18 protein-coding genes, 1 tRNA gene and 1 pseudogene are annotated in these 19,543 nt (G+C 37.8%); 3 read left to right on the plus strand and 17 right to left on the minus strand.

Going from position 1 to position 19,543, the window contains the following annotated elements; translation table 11 throughout:
• Positions 1 to 112 precede the first annotated feature (112 nt).
• The 7 genes from pdxA to MKX82_RS11220 all read right to left on the minus strand — a co-directional run bounded on the left by pdxA (position 113) and on the right by MKX82_RS11220 (position 9,357).
• A complete protein-coding gene (gene pdxA, locus MKX82_RS11190) occupies positions 113 to 1,117 on the minus strand; it encodes a 4-hydroxythreonine-4-phosphate dehydrogenase PdxA (RefSeq protein WP_341079511.1) in 1,005 nt (334 codons plus the stop codon).
• Positions 1,065 to 2,399: a four-carbon acid sugar kinase family protein gene (locus MKX82_RS11195; protein ID WP_251645596.1), complete on the minus strand. Its 1,335-nt coding sequence runs from the start codon at positions 2,397 to 2,399 to the stop codon at positions 1,065 to 1,067. Before MKX82_RS11195 ends, pdxA begins: the two co-directional genes overlap by 53 nt.
• Positions 2,400 to 2,408: 9 nt before the next feature.
• Entirely contained in the window at positions 2,409 to 3,572 is a 1,164-nt protein-coding gene (locus MKX82_RS11200; protein WP_341079515.1) for an iron-containing alcohol dehydrogenase, read from the minus strand.
• Between the two features lie 45 nt (positions 3,573 to 3,617).
• A complete protein-coding gene (gene dapA / locus MKX82_RS11205) occupies positions 3,618 to 4,517 on the minus strand; it encodes a 4-hydroxy-tetrahydrodipicolinate synthase (RefSeq protein WP_341077181.1) in 900 nt (299 codons plus the stop codon).
• A gap of 162 nt (positions 4,518 to 4,679) precedes the next feature.
• Positions 4,680 to 6,437, minus strand: coding sequence for a sigma-54-dependent Fis family transcriptional regulator (locus MKX82_RS11210; RefSeq protein WP_341077184.1), 1,758 nt, complete (start codon positions 6,435 to 6,437; stop codon positions 4,680 to 4,682).
• 257 nt (positions 6,438 to 6,694) lie between these two features.
• Complete coding sequence (locus MKX82_RS11215) at positions 6,695 to 8,083, minus strand: MFS transporter (RefSeq protein WP_341077186.1); 1,389 nt, start codon at positions 8,081 to 8,083, stop codon at positions 6,695 to 6,697.
• A gap of 74 nt (positions 8,084 to 8,157) precedes the next feature.
• Positions 8,158 to 9,357 (minus strand): FAD-dependent oxidoreductase, encoded by a 1,200-nt coding sequence (locus MKX82_RS11220; protein ID WP_341077188.1) that lies wholly within the window; start codon positions 9,355 to 9,357, stop codon positions 8,158 to 8,160.
• 185 nt (positions 9,358 to 9,542) lie between these two features.
• On the opposite strand from MKX82_RS11220, the gene MKX82_RS11225 reads away from it, so the two are divergent.
• On the plus strand, positions 9,543 to 10,142 hold the full coding sequence (locus MKX82_RS11225) for a TetR/AcrR family transcriptional regulator (protein ID WP_341077191.1): 600 nt from the start codon (positions 9,543 to 9,545) through the stop codon (positions 10,140 to 10,142).
• Between the two features lie 154 nt (positions 10,143 to 10,296).
• Here MKX82_RS11225 and MKX82_RS11230 read toward each other — a convergent pair.
• From MKX82_RS11230 to MKX82_RS11240, 3 genes are all read right to left on the minus strand, one after another.
• Positions 10,297 to 10,368: transfer RNA gene (locus tag MKX82_RS11230), tRNA-Val, on the minus strand.
• A gap of 154 nt (positions 10,369 to 10,522) precedes the next feature.
• Positions 10,523 to 11,872 carry an amino acid permease gene (locus tag MKX82_RS11235; protein ID WP_233313626.1) on the minus strand — a complete coding sequence of 450 codons (1,350 nt, stop codon included), beginning with the start codon at positions 11,870 to 11,872 and terminating at the stop codon, positions 10,523 to 10,525.
• Between the two features lie 272 nt (positions 11,873 to 12,144).
• Complete coding sequence (locus MKX82_RS11240; protein ID WP_233313625.1) at positions 12,145 to 12,441, minus strand: hypothetical protein; 297 nt, start codon at positions 12,439 to 12,441, stop codon at positions 12,145 to 12,147.
• 155 nt (positions 12,442 to 12,596) lie between these two features.
• Between MKX82_RS11240 and MKX82_RS11245 the strand changes: the two genes are divergently transcribed.
• Positions 12,597 to 13,367 carry a serine/threonine protein kinase gene (locus MKX82_RS11245; RefSeq protein ID WP_341077197.1) on the plus strand — a complete coding sequence of 257 codons (771 nt, stop codon included), beginning with the start codon at positions 12,597 to 12,599 and terminating at the stop codon, positions 13,365 to 13,367.
• 14 nt (positions 13,368 to 13,381) lie between these two features.
• On the opposite strand, the gene MKX82_RS11250 is transcribed toward MKX82_RS11245, so the two are convergent.
• The 7 genes and pseudogenes from MKX82_RS11250 to MKX82_RS11280 form a co-directional block, all read right to left on the minus strand.
• The gene (locus tag MKX82_RS11250) at positions 13,382 to 13,522 is read right to left on the minus strand and encodes a hypothetical protein (protein ID WP_233313623.1); all 141 of its coding nucleotides are present in this window, start codon (positions 13,520 to 13,522) and stop codon (positions 13,382 to 13,384) included.
• A gap of 150 nt (positions 13,523 to 13,672) precedes the next feature.
• Positions 13,673 to 14,333: pseudogene (locus MKX82_RS11255) on the minus strand (MtnX-like HAD-IB family phosphatase).
• 201 nt (positions 14,334 to 14,534) lie between these two features.
• The gene (gene fosM / locus MKX82_RS11260; RefSeq protein ID WP_251645565.1) at positions 14,535 to 14,957 is read right to left on the minus strand and encodes a FosM family fosfomycin resistance protein; all 423 of its coding nucleotides are present in this window, start codon (positions 14,955 to 14,957) and stop codon (positions 14,535 to 14,537) included.
• Positions 14,958 to 15,146: 189 nt separating this feature from the next.
• Positions 15,147 to 15,929 (minus strand): 2-dehydro-3-deoxy-D-gluconate 5-dehydrogenase KduD, encoded by a 783-nt coding sequence (gene kduD, locus MKX82_RS11265; protein WP_233313620.1) that lies wholly within the window; start codon positions 15,927 to 15,929, stop codon positions 15,147 to 15,149.
• Positions 15,930 to 15,967: 38 nt separating this feature from the next.
• On the minus strand, positions 15,968 to 16,807 hold the full coding sequence (kduI, locus tag MKX82_RS11270; RefSeq protein ID WP_233313619.1) for a 5-dehydro-4-deoxy-D-glucuronate isomerase: 840 nt from the start codon (positions 16,805 to 16,807) through the stop codon (positions 15,968 to 15,970).
• Positions 16,808 to 16,857: 50 nt separating this feature from the next.
• On the minus strand, positions 16,858 to 17,871 hold the full coding sequence (locus MKX82_RS11275; protein ID WP_341077203.1) for a sugar kinase: 1,014 nt from the start codon (positions 17,869 to 17,871) through the stop codon (positions 16,858 to 16,860).
• Positions 17,868 to 18,521: a bifunctional 4-hydroxy-2-oxoglutarate aldolase/2-dehydro-3-deoxy-phosphogluconate aldolase gene (locus tag MKX82_RS11280; RefSeq protein ID WP_341077205.1), complete on the minus strand. Its 654-nt coding sequence runs from the start codon at positions 18,519 to 18,521 to the stop codon at positions 17,868 to 17,870. The genes MKX82_RS11275 and MKX82_RS11280 overlap by 4 nt, the downstream gene beginning before the upstream one ends.
• A 161-nt stretch (positions 18,522 to 18,682) precedes the next feature.
• Between MKX82_RS11280 and MKX82_RS11285 the strand changes: the two genes are divergently transcribed.
• On the plus strand, positions 18,683 to 19,525 hold the full coding sequence (locus MKX82_RS11285; RefSeq protein ID WP_311315896.1) for a sugar phosphate isomerase/epimerase family protein: 843 nt from the start codon (positions 18,683 to 18,685) through the stop codon (positions 19,523 to 19,525).
• Positions 19,526 to 19,543 lie beyond the last annotated feature (18 nt).

Here is a 19,543-nt window from a genome sequence, read left to right on the forward strand (position 1 = left end):
ATACCATATGGGGAACTTAAAATTTCCTAGTTGCTAAAAATTAAAATAAAGCCATTTACTTGAGGAAATTACACTTTAAGTCCCCTTGTACTAATTAATAGGTATCAAATTCTTATTTGCAAACTTCTTTTGGCGACAATTCAGCGGCAGATTGGATGGCTGCGAGCATACTTCTTTCATCAGCTATATTTTTTCCGGCAATATCAAATGCAGTACCATGATCTACAGAGGTACGAATAACTCCGCCATTTAAACCAACCGTTATATTAACACCCTCTTCTAATCCTAATACTTTTATTGGCACATGGCCTTGATCATGATAACAGGCGACGACCAAATCAAAATCACCACGAACTGCACGGAAAAACACGGTATCAGCAGGGTGGGGACCGCTTACATTTATTCCCTCAGCACTTGCTTGCTCAATTCCCGGAACTAGTTTTTCTTCCTCTTCCCCTTCACCAAACAAGCCATTTTCACCTGCATGTGGATTGATTCCGCAAACCGCAATTCTTGGATTTGTATAACCTGCACGTGTTAATGTTTCATGAGCAAGCTTTACTACTTTATACGTTCGTTCTGGTGTAATCGACTGAACTGCTTTAATCAGACCAACATGTGTGGTCAAATGAATCACTTTCAATTTAGGTGAAGATAACATCATCGAATAATCCACCGTTTCCGTTAATTCTGCAAGAATTTCGGTATGTCCTGGAAATAGATGTCCTCCCTTGTGAAGCGCTTCTTTATTTAATGGTGCGGTACAGATTGATTGTATCTCTTTATTCTTTGCCAATTCAACAGCTGTCTTTAAATATTGAAAGGCTGCATCTCCTGCTTGTGGCGACAATTCTCCAAAAGGCAAGTCAGCAGGTAGTAAATCCAGATCCATACAGTCAATTGTACCGAATTCAAATTTGCTATCAGTGACAGATGCAACTGCTGCTACAGTTAATGGTGCTTGAGTAATACGAATGGCTCTTTCAATCATTTTCGCGTCCCCAATCACAACTGGTCTGCATATTTCGTACACAGCTGGATGGCCTAATGCTTTCACGATAATCTCAGATCCCACTCCTGCGGCGTCGCCCATGGTAATCCCTATAATCGGCTTCATCATAATCCCTCCCATGAAGTTTATAAAGTGCTTTTAACATGACTTCCTTTGAGCCAAAGTTCCCAGCCTTTGTAACTATAAAAAATTCTTTATCAGTGGATACCCGGCCAAGCGGGATACCAGATTCTACTTCATCCAGTAATATAAATTCTTTTGCATTTAATTGTAGGAAAACTTGCTGAGCAGTATCTCCACCAGTTAAAAATAAATATTTTAGATCATGAATAGAGATGATTTCTGCTGCTAATTCACCTAATCTCATGGAAATAATATTGCTAATTTTAACAGCATCATATCCCAGTTGCTCGCCAATGTTACGGGTTTCATTCACATTATTCGAAGAGTATAAAACTACATTTTTCCCTTGAAATAAAGCCTCTTTAGCCTCAGACAGAATTCGCATTAATTCCATTGCCTTTAATTCTTCGTCCTGTAAGACTTTAGCCGAATTCATTTCCAGTCCAACCGTTTCCGAATTGTTCAAAAGATGCTGCAGCTGGATTCTGCCTGTTTCACTAACACTGCCAACAACTAAGAGAACAGGTTCAGTATGGATAGGCAGAGGAAGCGTTTTTTCGACTTGTTTCATCCCGTAAATCTCCGGTAAATAATTCATTAGACCAGCAGAACCAACCCAAACGACGGAGAAATCAGTCTGGTGAATCAATTCGACAAGTTTTTCCAAATCAGACTCTTGCGCAGAATCAACTGTAATATAAGAGATCTGATTGTTCTTACAGGAAACCAATTTTTCCATGATAGTGTCATGCCCTTGATGAATCTCTTGAAAGGTAATATGCTCTACCTTCCGCTTTGATTGATTTTCTATCAATCTTTTAATCTCTGAATCCCGGACAGGTGTTTTTGGATCCTTTGCCACCTCGGTATTCTCCAATTTAACAGAATTTAGATAATGAATCCCATTGATGACTTTACGCCCATTCACTGGAAAGGCAGGAGCAATGATCACGAAATCCGGGGAAAAAGAATCAAAGATGGCATTGATTTCCTCCCCAATATTCCCTCTCATGGTCGAATCAATCTTTTTATAGATTACGTCTACTGGATCTGATTTTATCGTGTCACATACCTTTTTCACGCTTTCATAAGCCTCATGCCCGGTAACAGAGCGGCTGTCTGTATTGTAAATAACTGCGTCATAGTCACTCATTTTTTCAGAATGTTCCTGCACCATTACGGACACCTTTAAACCGAAACGAATAAGCTGCCCTCCACAATCACTTGCTCCCGTTAAATCATCCGAAATAACTGATATTCTCATAATCTAGCATTATAGCAGCTGGCGATAAATCGCTTCAATATCTGCTACACTTAATTTTTTTGGATTATTATTTAACAAACGGGTGACTTGTGAAGCTGATACAGATATTTCCGGCAATTCTTCCTCTTTAACACCATAGCTTTTAAGATCTTGAGGGATTTCTAACACATTGGTCCACTCAACGATTTTTTCGACAACTTTTTCTGCCACTTGGCTATTGGAAAGACCTTCAGTACTGATTCCCATAGGTTCAGCAACTAAAGCCAATCGGTCCGTTATTGCATCCATATTGTATTTCATGACATGTGGAAGGAGCATAGAATTTGCCACACCATGAGGAATTTTATATTTTCCGCCTAAAGGATAGGCCAAAGCATGTACGGCTGCTGTTCCTGCACTTGTTAAAGCCATCCCCCCATACATAGACCCTACCAGCATTTTTTCTCTTGCATCTATTGATTCTCCATTTTGATAAGCTTCCACAATGCTGGAAGAGATTAAACGGATTGACTCTAATGCAAACATATCACTGATTGGATTTGCCTTTGTTGAAATAAAGGATTCTAAAGAATGAGTAAAAGCATCCATTCCTGTTGCAGCCGTGATTAGCTTAGGTAATTTTAAAGTGAGCACAGGATCAAGGATAACTAGTGTCGGAAGTAAATACTTACTTACAATACCAACCTTTAATTCTTGGTCAGGTAGGGTAACGATTGCATTTGGTGTAACTTCAGCACCAGTTCCGGAAGTGGTTGGAATTAAAATTGTCGGAACTCCTGGATTCGCCACAAGGTCAGTCCCCAATAGCTGCTCAACAGATGCATCATTTGTTTTTAACACAGAGAGAATTTTTGTTGTATCAAGAACACTTCCCCCGCCAATACCAATTAATACATCATAATTATTACTTGCCGTTGCTTCAAAAACTTGTTCAATATTTTCTAATGTTGGTTCAGGTAAAATATTTGTATTAGTATCAACAGATATTCCTTTCTCTTTTAACGGATTGGCTATTTGTTCAACAAAACCTAAATCCACCATCGGCGGCTGTGTAATAATCAGTGCTGATTTCACCTCTACTCCTAGTAGGTTTAATTTTTCTCCAAGCAACTGAAGTGAGTTTGGACCTGCGACAATATTTTGCGCAGTTTGAAATTGATAAATCGTTTGCATTTCCATCCACCTTTCTAATTTCATTATGATTGTGTTTTACTATCGTTATTTAACAATCGATTCTTTTCGTTGTTTATACCATTCCACCATTTCAGTGACTATTTCTAGCGCATCTCCTGATACTTCAGATACAGGCATTTTTGGTGGACCTACTGGAACACTGTAAAGTTCTACCGCTTTCTTTAATACAGAAGGCAAGGTACCATGTTTAAAGGTGTCACGAAGAGGCTGTAGCTTTTCTTGATTTTCCTTCGCCGCTTCTATATTTCCTTCTAACCATTTGTCGTAAATTGCAACTACTACATCCGGAACCATATTGGCTGTCGCAGCAACTGCTCCTTTTCCACCAGCTTGTAAGGTTTGGAGTATTAAAGAATCTGTACCAGCAAAAACCGAAAAATCTTCATCCTTTGTTGCATTAATGTAATTCTCAATGTTGGCAAAGTTGCCGCTGCTATCTTTGATTCCGACAATATTCGGTACTTTAGCTAGTCGTGAAACAGTTTCTGGCTCAAGATTAACCCCTGTTCTAGCCGGGATATTGTACAGTAGAATCGGCAAGGAAGTACTCTTTGCTACCTTTTCAAAGTGAACAGCCATTTCCGCTTGGGATGGCGATATAAAGAACGGAGTAATCACGGACAAAGCATCAGCGCCCAACTGCTCCATTTTTTGTGATAAATCAATCGTTTCCTCTGTACTATTACCGCCTGTACCAACGATTACAGGTACTCTTCCATTTGCTTCCTCCATGACAATTTTGGCAAATGTTAATTTTTCTTCCTTATTCAGCAGGTGAAATTCCCCGTTTGTCCCAAGAATGAAAAGCCCATGTACACCTGAATCAAGCAAATGGTTTGTTAATTGTCTTGTAACAGAATCGTTGACTTTTTGTTCTATCGTTAATGGAGTCAACATAGCTGGAATAATCCCTTTTAGCTCCATATCCTTCCACCTTCCAATTCAATTGTTTATTTTTTAAACAGTTATAAGAACGCTTACATGTTGAATTATAGATTATATTGTTTATTTTCACAATATTTATCTTAAATAAAATAATAAAAACATCAAAACTGTTTAATTTTGAAACAGTTTCGATGTTTTTATTTACAATTCCTTCAATTTTCGCCATAAAGTTGTTCGGTTAATGCCCAGCCTCTCAGCTGTTTTAGTTTGGTTCATACCTTCTTCCTGCCAAACCTGCCTGATAATTCTCTGTTCTATTTCCTCTAACGTACCTATTAGGTTTAGCTGAGCCATTTCCGTTTCTTTTAACTTTGTATTTAAAATATGACTTATATCTTCTTTTTCAATAAAAGGTCCATTTGCTAACAGCACCGTTTCATTTATCACTTGTTTCAATTGAGTTATGTTTCCTGGCCAGCTATAATTCTCTAATTCCTCAATAGCTTCATTCCGAATCCCTGCAATTTGTTTGCCGTATTTTGTATTCGTTTCATTAATAAAAATACGAGCGAGATGATCAATATCTTCTTTTCGCTTTGATAACGGCGGAAGAGTTAATGTCAGTCGGGCCAGCAAAAAATATAAATCACTTGAGAACGCACCAGTTTCAATCATGGTCAAAATACTCTCTCTTGATGATGCAATAATAGGCGACTTCAGGTTATGTTTTATAAGAAAAGACAATAGATCCTTTTGAATCGATAAAGAAATGGTATCGATATTTTTGAGAAAAATAGTTCCATTCTCATTGGAGGCAAGCAGACCTTCATCCTCCAACAACCATTTCCATTGTTCTTCATTTACAAGAGAACAATTTATTGTCAGCAGGGGTAAAGTATGTTTGGAACGATGGAAATGGATATAATGAGCTAATTTCCCCTTCCCTGTCCCTTTTTCACCGCTGATCCAGATCGATTCCTTTTTATCACTAAATTTTTCAGCTGATTGAATAATCTTTTTCATCTGGTTATTTTTTATAAAAGAAGATTTAATCGGGCTGGAATTCATCACTGAAGAAATAATGGTTATACCATCAGAAAGCTTTTTTTGAGTAGATGTCACTCTTTGTAACCGGAACAAAACTAGCGGAAGTTCAAATCCTTCCAATTCGGTCCCCTTTACCTTCCAAAAGACATTATCACTTTCAATTAGAGAGGAATATTCACCTTTTGAAATAACTTCTGTCACTGCCTCCTCGATTTCGACAGAAGCTTTAAAGGTTTTTTTTAATTGTTCAGTGAAACATGTATTAGAGTAGACACTATTAAACTTTGCATCAAACACAACAAAGCCATCTTCTTCTTGAAGAATTTGTTCGGCAATCGATAATTTTCTTCTTAGTATGGAAAAATAATGGTGTATTTTTTTTGCATTTTGAAAAGCCTTTAAGATGCTTTCTTTTCCAGACGTAATTAATACTCCATTTAATCCAAGATTTTCTGCTTCCTTCACAGTAATGGCATCACCAATAATGACTTCATATCCTTTTTTCAGCAACTGCTTTAACGTTGGCTGTACTTCCTCCTCCTTAGAAATAACAAACGGGGAAATATCCATTTCAAGTAGTTGGCAAACTGTTGCTGCTCCTTCCGATATCGGCGGAAAGCCAACAATTGCAGCCTTACCAGGATAGTCTTTTACAAGGGTTAACACTCGGAGCATGTCATATCCGGAAACTTCAATTTCAATAACAGGAATGGATACTTTCTTTTGGATGAGTTCTGCTGTCCCCCCGCGGCTAATAATAATATCAAACCCTTGTTCAGCTGCGCGGCTGGCAAGCTTAACTCCTTTCTCTAAATCTCCAACCTCTACATGTATCTCAAAATCTTGATTACGTCCTAATTCTATGATTAATTCTTTTAACCCCTCATAGGGGGCAATCGCCAAAACCTTCATTTTAACATCACCTTCTGTTGCATTATTAAACAACCTTTATCTTTACTATACCAAAAATCAAGTTGAATTGTTTATTAATTAAATGATTTCTTAAAAATTTGCGTTGATTTACTAGAAATCTTGCTCATAAACAAAATAGGCACTTTCTTGAGATATATTATCTCCAAAGAAAGTGCCTATTGTTAGTATCTAGTTATATTCAAGTTAACAAAGAATTTACATCTAAGTTTACTCTCTCCTTATTTATTTTAAAAAACTTATACATTTTCTTTTAGATTTCTACTATAAGTTTTCTTACCAACAGTAAAAACAAAGATACAAAACATCACAACTACAATCACTGTAAGCATGAGATAAATATCACTATAAACAGCTGCCCGATTTGCCAAGTTAAACATATTTAAGCTAAGAAAGCTTGTGCCTCTAGTAATAGACGTTCCCATTAAAGTCGTTGCAATGGAGCTTGCGATAAAGTTTGTCAGCATAAACAGCCCCATACCTACTCCAGTTTCCGCTTTTGGCAATACGTGTGACACCATATTTGCAAGGGTCATTTGGAAGAAAGACTGCGCAATATAGCCAAACACGAGAATTACCATAATGAAATAGGGAGATTTTCCGACTAGCCATATTAAATTAATAAAACAAACAAAATAGGCGGTTACTGCTATATATCCTAAAAAGGATGCGCCCCTTTTATCGGCAAGCGATCCTCCTCTTTTGGATAACAGTGCTGTTAATGCGGCACCTGGAAACATTATAAGACCACTTGTAAAAGCATTAATATGATAAACATCTGAAAGAAATAGCGGCGTTAAGTACGGTAAAGCAAATCCAATACCAGAGCTTAGTGCAAATAAGACAAGAATTATTGTGTACTTTTTATTTTTAAATAATTCTCCTCTTATAAAAGGGTCCTTTGCTTTCCTAATTCTCCACATTAATAAAATAACGAATAGGATAACAAATAAGAAGTAAAACATTTGGTTTGACGAAATTCCTAGTAAAAGTAAGGTAACCATTCCCCCTAGAAGGATAGCTCCTACCCAATCTAATTTAATATCACTTCCTGATTGATTATCAAGCGTACTCCTAAATAAAGGGATAAAGACGATTGGCAGAATACATAAAGCAAACAGATAGTGCCAATGGAAAGCAGTTGTTAAAACCCCTGAAATAATCGGGCCTATCGCAACCCCAAAAGATAAACCAGCTGATGTCATCCCTAACGCTCTGCCGCGTGTTTCTGGTGAAAAATAACGAGCAGGAATAATCATCGCAGACGCAGGAAACACAGATGCACCCATAGCTTGCATAACTCTTGAAATAATAATCAAGGGAAAGCTACTAGAGAGAAATCCTAATAAAGATCCTAGCGAAAAAAGTAATATCCCTATTGTTATCAAGTTCTTTAACTTATATTTATCAGCTAGTTTTCCGTAAGATACCGAGCCAAGGGCATAAACAATCATATAGCTTGTCACAATCCAACTTGATTGTGAGGAAGTCAGGAAAAGCTCCTTTGTTATTGCTGGCAAGGCAACATTAAACATAGTGGCACTCATGGATGTAAACACGAGCGAACATGCTAAAATAATCAGCAATTTCTTCTTTGCTTCTTCTGAAATTAATTGATAGGTATCCATTATCCACTCCTACTTTTCCATTCCTATCCTATTGCTCTTTTTTTAGAAAACAACAGGATAGGAATGATGATTAATTATTTATACACAGGATTAAATTTTCTTGCTAAGTCTATGTTTGAGGACATCTCAAAGATTGGGTAATCGTGTAAACGCATCTCTTCTTCGTAGTGAGATATCGCATTTTTCCATTCTTTATTCTGTTTTTCAATTTCCACTATTTGCTCTGCTAGTATACTGGCATCTCTTAAAGCTAGGTTACAACCTGCTCCAAAGCTTGGCGGCATAGCGTGAATAGCATCACCGAGTAAAGTGACGCGGCTTGTTGGCCAAGGGTCTATCGGATTAATAGACCTAACAGATAAGAGGGAAACTGTCTCTGGTTGTAATCGTTCAACTAAGCCTTTTAAAACGGGATGCCAATTCTTCGTAAAATTTAGCATGATTTCATGATAAACCTTAGAATTAGACTGTCGAAGCTCTTCGTCCGTTAAGCTCAAGTGCCTTGCTGAAACATTTAAAGTTATCATTATGTAATCATCTACAGGTTCAAAGATTGAATGAGGTGCCAATTCTTTGGCAGCCTCTATTACTGGTCGTCTGGCTTCATATGGACCAATTGCCATAAATATTTCCTTATCATCCATTACACTTGTAAAACCATCAAATAAAACCTCTGGCAGAATCTCCCTTAGCTCACTAGTTAAAGGTGACTTCGAGTAAAATGCTCTTGCACCAGTATCCACCGGTGAAACTCCAGGCAGCAATTGAGTTCGGACAGCTGAATTTATGCCATCAGCAGCAACAAGGATGTCTCCCCGCACCACTGTCCCATCTTCTAAATAGGCACGCACTTCCTCTTCATCTTGATCAAACCCTACTATTCTCTTGTTAAAATAAACATCTTCTTCTAGACCACTAAGTAATATTTGACATAAAGTTCTTCTATTTACAGCAGTGTGCGGAAAATCTTTATCATTGGGAGCGCCAATATGAGGGCGAACTCCTACTTCCTTTAACTGCTCATCAATCAAGACAGCCATTTCACGGCGAGGATTTTTTCTAGATGTTTGTATATATAGTTGGTATAGATTTTCTGGCAAGCATTTTTTTAATGCTTCACCACCATCCATATTCATATGCAAGCGGTAACCAGATTTTGCTACATCATCTTCTCGTTCAAATACTGAAAATCGTATTCCAGCCTTCTTTAGCGCTTGGGCTAAACATAATCCCCCGATACCCCCACCAGCAATTAAAACATGTAATTTACTCAATCCATTTCCCTCCTTGTTTAAACACATATCCAACACACTGTATGTTATAATTCAATGTGTATATTAATTTTACAAACTACTTCATCCAAATAAAACCATTAAAATGGGTAAAAATGTATTTTAAGCAACATATTTTTGCATACCGTTTTATAAATAGGAAAAATAATTCGAAAGTAGGAGTACGAATGGAAAAGGTAGATAGAAGAATTACAAAAACGAAGAAAGCTATTATTTGTGCATATCTTTCCCTATTGCAAACAAAGGGAGCTGACTCTATTTCTGTAAGTGATATCACAAAAAAGGCGGATATTAATCGCGCCACATTTTATGCTCATTATAAAGATAAATTCGATTTACTAGAACAAAGTATAAAAGAGGTACTGGATGATCTAGAAAAGGCAATTGAAATACATAATGAAGCTAAAGAATCATTTAGTCTCAAAACATTAGAAGAGATATTCAAAGGAATCTTAACAAATATTTATAAACATAAAGATTTTTATACTGTTATGCTTGGAAAAAATGGTCCATTAATTTTTTCCGAAAAACTCCAAGAAATATTCTATGAAAAAACAGTAAAAGGTTTAACAACCGTTCATCCCGAGGGAGACATTGACTTATTAGTACCTCAACAAATCTATCTTAGTTATGTTACTTCTGCACAATTTGGTGTGACTAAGTATTGGATAAAAAATGATTATATGGAGACTCCTGTTTTTATGGCCCAACAACTTCTGTTGTTATATAAACTCGGCGGCGCTAGGATAGCAGAATATTCGGAGTAAATGGTAATATCATTGGCTGGGCAGAACATGCAATACTAAAAGCTTGATTACAAGACAGCAAACGTCTAATCAAAAATAGCGAAGGATTAGACGTTTATTACTAAAAAAACGCAAAAAAAGACCACTTCCTCTATGGAAAGTGATCTCTTCTTGATGATCCGAGAGGGATTCGAACCCCCGACCCCATCCCTGTCAAGGATGTATTCTCCCGCTGAACTATCGGATCTTAATATGTATGAATCTACTAATTTATCAGCTCTACTTGCTTGATGTATTTATAATAATGGAAGTTTGTCCGAACGTCAAGATAAACTTTATTTTATTGTAAAGTTTCCGTAAAAATTAGAAAAGGCAGCGATCCGCTGCCTTTTCTCCTTCTTTTACTTAGCTGCTTTTTTACGGAATTGATAAATGACAATCAATAGAATAAACCATACTGGTGTCACAAATAATGCGATTCTAGTATCCTCTGCAAAACCTAGGACAACTAAAATAAATGCCAAAAATGCTAGAATAACATAGTTAGCTGCTGGGTAAAGGGGCATTTTAAATGGGTTCCCTTTCGCCAATTCCGGCTTTCTTTTTCGATACAACATATGGCAAATGACGATGATTGCCCATATGAATAGGAAGCAAACAGTTGAAATACTCGTAATCAATGTAAATACATCTTCAGGCATAACATAGTTTAAGACAACAGCCACTAATATAACGACTAATGAAAAGTATAGTGCATTTGCTGGCACACGTCTTTTTGTCAGCTTAGTCATTGGTGCAGGTGCGTTTTCATTTTTTGCTAATGAGAATACCATTCTGCTTGTACTAAAGATGGCACTGTTACATGCTGAAGCTGCAGATGTAAGGACAACAAAGTTGACTACTCCGGCTGCTGCTGCAATTCCAACTGTCAAGAACACTTGAACAAACGGGCTTTCTGCTGGATTAATGGCATTCCAAGGATAAATCCCCATGATAACAAGCAATGCCCCAACATAGAATATCAAGATCCTGATTGGAATACTGTTGATTGCTTTCGGTAGAACTTCTTCTGGCTTTTCCGTTTCTCCAGCAGTCAATCCGACAAGCTCAATTCCAACAAAGGCAAATACAACCATTTGGAAGGATAGAATAAATCCATTCATACCGTTCGGGAACATGCCGCCATGACTCCATAAGTTAGAGAAACCTGATGGGCCAGCATCTGTTGTGATTCCTTTAAAGATCATAAATAAACCGACAACAATTAATGCGAGTATGGCAATTACCTTAACTAGCGCAAACCAAAACTCCATTTCTCCGAAAAGCTTAACTGTTGCTAAGTTCATACATAGAAGAATTACAAGCAATATTAAACCTGGCACCCATTGCGGTACAGTGGGAAACCAGTATTGTGTGTACAATCCGACTGCTGTTAAGTCTGCCATCGCGATTGTAATCCAGCAAAACCAATAGGTCCAGCCCGTTATAAATGCAGCCATGCTGCCAAGATAATCTTGTACAAAATCAACAAACGAATGATACTCCAAATTAGAAAGAAGCAATTCTCCTAAAGCTCTCATAATTAAAAAACAGATGATGCCTGTAATGATGTAGGCAAATAAAATAGATGGTCCTGCTAGGTGGATAGACTTCCCTGAACCAAGAAATAATCCTGTTCCGATTGCACCACCGATGGCAATCAGCTGAACATGTCTGTTCTTTAATCCTCTCGCTAATTTTTGTTCCTCCATGATTATTCTTCACACTCTCTTTCTCTGATGTTAGCAAACAACCACTTCTATATTACATGATTGTTTATACAAAACCATGTCCTATATATTCTATATGAACAGGAAAAAAACATTCTTTTTTGAAAATTTTTTTATGTATTATGCATAAAAGAAAAAGTATAGCATATAAATTTTAGGTTGCCTATTTCTTTTTCGGTAATTTTTTGCATGATAAAGCATTGCCATATCTTGACAATGCTTTTTCATTTTGTTGGCAGCCTGGTAAAAAGAACTCAACCCTTTTGACTGCTCTTTTTATAGAGTAAAAGACTAATAACGAGTACATTTCCTGCTGCAATGGCCAAACTATAAATAAACAGGATAATCCCCTTGCCGATTAAATCTGGTACAATTTGATGCCAAATTGCCCCGCAAATGGTTAAAATGATGGTGCTTGCCAAGATTGATGCGGTGATTGCAGCTATAATCCCCTTCTTTTTAAGCATATTCTTGCCAATTCTCCAGGAGAAAAAAAATGCTGCAAAGATGAGCCCGTAAAATAGAAAATGTGAAATCAAATAACTGTCCAATGTATCACCTTCTTATCTCCTTTAATGTATCTTATTAGAGTTTAAAGCTTGCTATTCCTAAAAAAATCCAATAACCTGCTAATTACTTTCTAATATCATCACTGTGAGTAATTTGCTACAATAATCTTAAATATTAGCTCTTAGGATGTGTAGGAATGAATTGGAAGTTTCTATTGAAATGGATATATGACCGCCCGTTAGAGAAAGGTGCTTTTCTTGGCGATACTTATAAAATTGATAAATGTGTTGGTATGGGTGGATATGGAATCATTTACAAATGCACAAATATAAAAACTGGCCAACAATATGTAGCAAAACAATTGCGTCCAAGTAAAGCTTTGAAGTTAAAGGAGCGGCAGCGCTTCCTCTCTGAGATAGATTTACTAGCTAGTCTTCACCATAAGCAAATTCCCCGTTTGGTTGATACCATTCACTCAGACAAGGAAGCTTTTTATATAATGGAGTATGTAGAAGGTTTAAATATAGAAGATTTGCTTTTTTATCAAAAGCAGACCTTTTCCGAATTAGAAGCATTGAAGCTTATTGACAAGCTGTTAACAGCTGTTGATTATTTGCATAAGGAACATATATTTCATGATGATATCCGTCCACCTAATATTCTATTAAAAGGAGATAATCTGTATTTAATAGACTTTGGGCTTGCCAAAAAAGTCAGCGATTCAAAAGCAGCGCTTGAGCGAAAACAGGATGACTTTTACGATATTGGAGAATGCCTTCTTTTTTTACTGTACTCTACCTATACGGGTAAGCGGAAAAGAAAGGGAAGCTGGCTTGATGAGCTTGTCCTAAATGATGCCACTGTAGAGCTTTTAAAAAAGCTGCTTGGCATTGATGAGGGCTATCCGGATGTACCAAGTATACGGGAGGATCTTGACCGGACAATAAAGAAACTCTTGCTCCTTTAATAGAGCAAGAGTTTTTAGTTAGCTGCTGCTATAGCTTTTACGCTTGTAACGGTGGCTGCCGCCGTATCTGTCGTATTTTCTTCTGCCAGAACTGCTGCTGCTGCGATTGTATCTGCGGCGACTGCTGCTGTATCTTCTGTGTCTGTGACGATCACTGTGGCTTCCCGAAAATTCTTGGATTTTACGAATAAACTTTTTAAACAAAAGCTCACCCCTTTCTACACTTTAGTAACACCATCATATTGTATTTACATCATAAATACATGATATTAACAATATCTTTACATTACCTTAACTTTTAATTATTATTTCACTTTGATATCACCAGTTTTTACAAGTTCTGCTTCAATTTCCTTAAAAGAATCAAACGGGATAAAGTTTATTCCTCTTTCTGTAAGCAGGTCCTTCAGCACATCCCTTGCGAAAGTAATATCAGCAAATGCAGCCGGATGGGAATCTGGCTCACTGTCTCCAGCAAAAGTAAACTTTGTCATATTGTCTTTTAAGCTTTTGAATAACGATGGACTTGTCAATTCCGTACCGTTCGGAATACTTCCAATCCTCTTTATTAATATTCAAGTGTATATTTCTATCCTTAAACACACCTTCATTAGAAAGAATAATCACCTGCTCTAATCTATACTTCTCCACAATATGCTTTATGTAATAATCTGTTCCCGCACTCAATATATAAAAGTCCCCTCCGCTTTGCTGGACGGCTTTCACAAATGCTGGCACATGCTCATCAATCGGGATACCGTGAACATCGCGAATGATTTGGTCCTCATCCTGGTGAATAGCGGAAAAAACAGTGCTTAAGAAATCAATATCCTTGATAGCCCCGTTTTTCCATTCCTTATAAAGTTCCTTACCCTCAGGAAAATACTGATCAATAACAATCCAATAAAAATCCTTTTTTGATATTGTTCCATCGAAATCAGATACAAAAGCCCATTTTTTTGTCATATTATATCCTACCTCCTTATATCAGTGTGTTTGTCTCGATATATCCCAAAACCAATAGGTATTGGAATGTAATTTATTGAACTCCATGACTATCATTCTCCCATTTGTTTCAGCTCTTCTAAGTAAAAAACTGTTGCGGCTTTTTTCGGCACCTGACTGTTTCCTTTTTAAATCCGGCAACTTTGCATATGCTTCTCTTCCTTAATCATAAAATTTCATATGCTGTTTATGCTCTTTATAATAATTTAATCTATCCTGTAATGTACCTGTATGAAATTCAAACTTATGACCATCTGGATCAATAAAATAGATGGAGTTTTTATCTTTTTCATCCCGAGGTCGACCAGACAGAATTGTTACATTTAACTCTGTTAGCTTTTTATACATCGTGTCCAATTCATCTTCTTCGATAGAAAAAGCGATATGGGTATAAGATGCTTCGATTTCTGTTCGGGGAATATCTTTTTCTACATTTAAAGCAATCCACATACCATTCAAGTCAAAATAGGCTGTCGTTCTGCCTTTGACGAGCAGTTTTGCATCAAACACATCTTGGTAAAAAGCAATTGACTTCTCTAAATCAGAGACAGAAAACAATAGATGATTAAGACTTTTTATAGCCATTTGTTAAATATATACCTCTTTCTTATGCCAATTATTTTGTCCAAGTCATTTTATTACGTGTTCTGCAGGTAAAACCCACTTAACATGTATTCTTTATCACTGTATCGAATACCTTTTTTTACGAATTCTATACAAAACAAAAAAGACATTTTTCAAAGCACAGATTGAAAAATGTCTTTTTTTTTGTTGTTATCTTGCTAACCAGCCGCCATCAACTGCTAAAATATGGCCGTTCATATAGTCGGAAGCTTTGCTTGCCAAGAAAACGATAACGCCCATCAAATCTGCTGGATCTGCCCAGCGATTAGCAGGTATGCGCGATAAGATTTCCGCATTTCGCTTTTCATCAGCCCGAATTGGTGCTGTATTGGCTGTTTTGATATAGCCTGGAGCGATAGCATTAATCTGGATATTATATTCAGCCAGTTCATTAGCAAATGCTTTTGTAATACCAGCGACTCCATGCTTGCTTGCTGTGTAAGGCGGAACGAACTTGCCTCCTTGGAATGACAGCATGGACGCAACATTGATAATTTTTCCGCCGCCTTGCTCCTTCATGATTTTTGCTGCAGCCTGGCTCAAGAAGTAGACAGCGTTCAAGTTAATGTCCATAACTGCATCCCAATCTTCTTCAGAATACTCAAGCAGCGGGGCACGTCTTATTGTTCCTGCATTATTGACTAAAATATCAATTTTACCAAACGCTTCTTGACATGCTTCAATGGATGCCTTTGCTTGTGCTCTGTCAGTCAAGTCAGCTTTATGAAAAACTGCCTTTCTGCCTTCCTTCTCAAGCAGTTCCTTTGTTTCGTCCCAGTCATCGTTATGGGTAACAATGAATACATCAGCTCCTGCTTTTGCAAGAGCAACTGCATAGCCCTGTCCTAAACCTGTATTTCCGCCTGTTACAATAGCCACTTTTCCGTCCAGCTTAAAATAATCTAAAGAAAATTGATCAAATTGCGTCGTCATTATCATTTCCTCCTATTTTTCGCATCGTTTTGGTTTTATCAGCGCAAATCTTCCATTTTTACATGGTCCATATCCGTATACGTGATGTTTTCCCCGCACATTCCCCAAATAAATGTATAATTGTTTGTTGCTGTTCCAGTATGGATGGACCAGCTTGGCGAAATAGCTGCTTGCTCATTACTCATAACTAAATGTCTAGTTTCTGAAGGCTGCCCCATAAAATGGAACACACGAGTTTGCGGCTCCATATCGAAATACAGGTATACTTCCATTCTTCTTTCATGTGTATGGCATGGCATCGTGTTCCAGACACTTCCAGGTGACAACATCGTCAAGCCCATTTGCAGCTGGCAGCTTTCGCAAACATTAGGATGCACATATTGATAGATTCGACGTTCGTTAAGTGTTCCAGGCTCTCCCGCTTGCAGAGGCTCAATTTTATTAATATCAATTTTAACAGTTGGATATTGATGATGTGCAGGTGTTGAATTGATATAAAATTTTGCTGGATTTTCCGGATCATCTGAACGGAAAATTACTTCTCTAGTTCCTTTTCCGACATACAGACCATCTCTTTTTTGCATGTCATATACTTCTCCATCTAACGTGACAGAACCATTACCGCCAATATTAATGATACCAAGCTCACGGCGCTCTAAGAAATATTCGACTCCTAGTTCTTTATCGAGGGTTATAGTCAATTCTGATTGCGCTGGAGTTACCCCGCCAAAAATCATGCGGTCATTATGAGTATACGTTAGGCAAACTTGACCTGGTGTGAAGATAGTCTCAACGAGAAAATGGTTTCTCAAATCTTCCGTCGTATATTTTTTCATGTCCTCAGGGTGGATAGCATAACGAGTATCTAATTCTGTCATTTTCAATCGCTCCTTAAAATGTTTTTATGAATCAATACAAAAAAATGATATTAGCGGGAAATTCTTCCTGAGCCTGATTCTATGAATCTCTGAACTTCCTCTTTCGTAAATTGGCTGCAGTCGCCATGAACTGTGTGTTTTAAGGCAGATGCCGCAGCTGCGAATGTTACTGTCTTTTTATAATCCATTTTTTCTAGCAGTCCGTTTAAAATCCCTGCTGCAAATGCATCCCCGCCACCAACCCTGTCCACTATCGGCTGAATATCATGGACTTTCGACTGATATAGCGTCCCATTTGCATAAAGATTTCCTTGCAGTTCATTACTAGAGGCTGAAATATTGTTTCGGAAAGTGGACACCATTACCTCCAAATTCGGAAAAATTTCATTGATTTTCCGGTAATAATACACAAGTCTTTCCTCTTTTGACAGAGTATGATCAGCTTCCTTGATGCCGAGAAGAAAAACTGCGTCTAATTCTCCGCATGAACAAATATCCACATAAGGCAAGATTGGCAGAATGGCTGTTGCGGCCTCTTCTTGACTCCATAGTGTTGCTCTGTAATTAAAATCGAAGCTGGTTTTAATTCCTTTCCTTTTGGCCGTTTTTAAAGCTTCCAAAGTTAATTCTCTTAAATCTTGTGACAGCGCCAATGTTATGCCAGAAACATGGAATAATGATGCACCGTCAAGGATTTCCTCGAAGTTTAACTCACTAGCAGAAAGATTGGCAAAACTAGAATGCTTCCTGTCATAAGTTACCCGCGGACTTCGTTCGCCAATGCCTGCTTCCAAATAATATGTGCCTAACCGTTCACCGCCTTGCAGCAAATATGCTGTTGACACACCATTTGCCAAAAGATGCCGCTGAACTCCTCGTCCTAATGCATTATCTGGAACTTTGCTGACGAAATATGTATCATGCCCGTAGCCTGAGAGAGCAATAGCGACATTCGCTTCCCCGCCTCCATAATGCATCTGAAGTGTATCTGCAGAAGTTAAAAGTTCACCTGCACTTGTGGAAAGCCGCAGCATGATTTCTCCTAACGTGACAACCTTCGTCATTGTGCTTTTCCTCTTGCTTCTTTAACCTTTTCGACATACTGCCTTGCATAGGCGGTAACTTGCTCGAAATTGCCCTCTTTAGCTGGTGCTACCAAGTTGCCGCCTACACCAACAGCAGCACAGCCGTTTTCAATCCACTCATGAATATTTTCCAAGCTTACACCGCCTGTCGGCATAATATTCACATGCGGAAGGGGAGCTTTTACTGCCTTTACATAATCCGGTCCAAAAGCGCTGCCTGGAAACAGCTTGATGATGTCAGCACCATATTCAAGGGCCTGCTTCATTTCTGTTACTGTCATGCAGCCTGGCATATAAGGGATTTGATACAAGTTGCATAGTTTAGCAGTTTCCTTGTCAAAGCAAGGACTGACTATAAATTGCGCGCCAGCCATTATCGCTAATCTTGCCGTATGGCCATCCAAAACTGTTCCTGCACCAATCACTACTTCCTGGTTATTTCGGTAGCTTTCCACAAGCTCTCTAATCGCTTTTTCCGCATCCTTGACAGTAAATGTCACTTCTATTCCAGTAATTCCGCCGTCCACACATGCAATGGATGTCTGCACCGCTTCTTCAGGGGTATCAGCTCGGATAACAGCGACAACCCCACAATCTGTCAAAACACTTAAAGTATTCGCTTTATTCATCTTGCACCTCCGTCAATAATCTTGTATAATTTCTTATAAGGAAATCCGATTTATTATTTGGAAACACAAGTTCATTATAGCTGTATTTGAAAACGAATTCAAGAAAAAAGAAAACTTTGCCTGTTGAAATCTATTTATCCAATTGAGGGAGGAAAAGGAAAATGATGAATTTAGGTATTAGGGCTCATGATTTGAGCAGCCATTCATTGGAAGGGCTTGCAAAGGAAGCTTCAGCAAAAGGATTTTCTGCTGTGCAATTAGCATTAGCAAAATCATTTCCAGATTTACATATACAAAGAGGCAGCCTCTCATCTGGTCTTGGATCTCATATTAGCCGTGCTTTCTCACAATCTGGCATCCAAATTGCTGTTCTCGGATGCTATATTAATATGATTCATCCACTCCATGAAATTAGACACCAGGAATTAACAAGATTTAAAGAGCATCTCCGTTATGCAAGAGACTTTGGCTGCAGCATCGTCGGCACGGAAACAGGTAATGTTAACGAAGTGATAGAATACACAGAGGAAAACTTCACAGAAGAAGCGTTCCAAAAGGTTGCTGTCAGCGTTAAGGAACTTGTTGCTGAAGCCGAAAAATTTGGCGTAATTGTCGGCATAGAAGGTGGTATCAACCATCCCATTCATACCCCAAACTGCATGAGAAGATTGCTTGATATTATTTATTCCAATAATTTGCAGGTTATTTATGATCCAGTCAACTTCATCACTTTGGATAACTACAAAACCCAAGAAAAATTGTTCCAGGAATCAATAGAGCTATTCGGAGACCAAATTGCCATTGTCCACCTTAAGGATTTTATGATAGAAGACGGAAAAATAACCACCGTTCCTGTTGGAAAAGGGATGCTGGATTACGAAAAGCTGTTTTCGGTACTGAAGAAAAACAAGCCATATATGTATTATTTAATGGAGTCGACAGCTGATCCTCATATCGAGGAAAGTGCGAAATTCATTCGAAACGTGTACAATAGTATCAACTAATGCTTGGATAAGGGAAAA

Origin of the sequence: Niallia sp. FSL R7-0271 (genome assembly GCF_038005785.1) — a bacterium.
Lineage (GTDB): Bacteria > Bacillota > Bacilli > Bacillales > Cytobacillaceae > Niallia.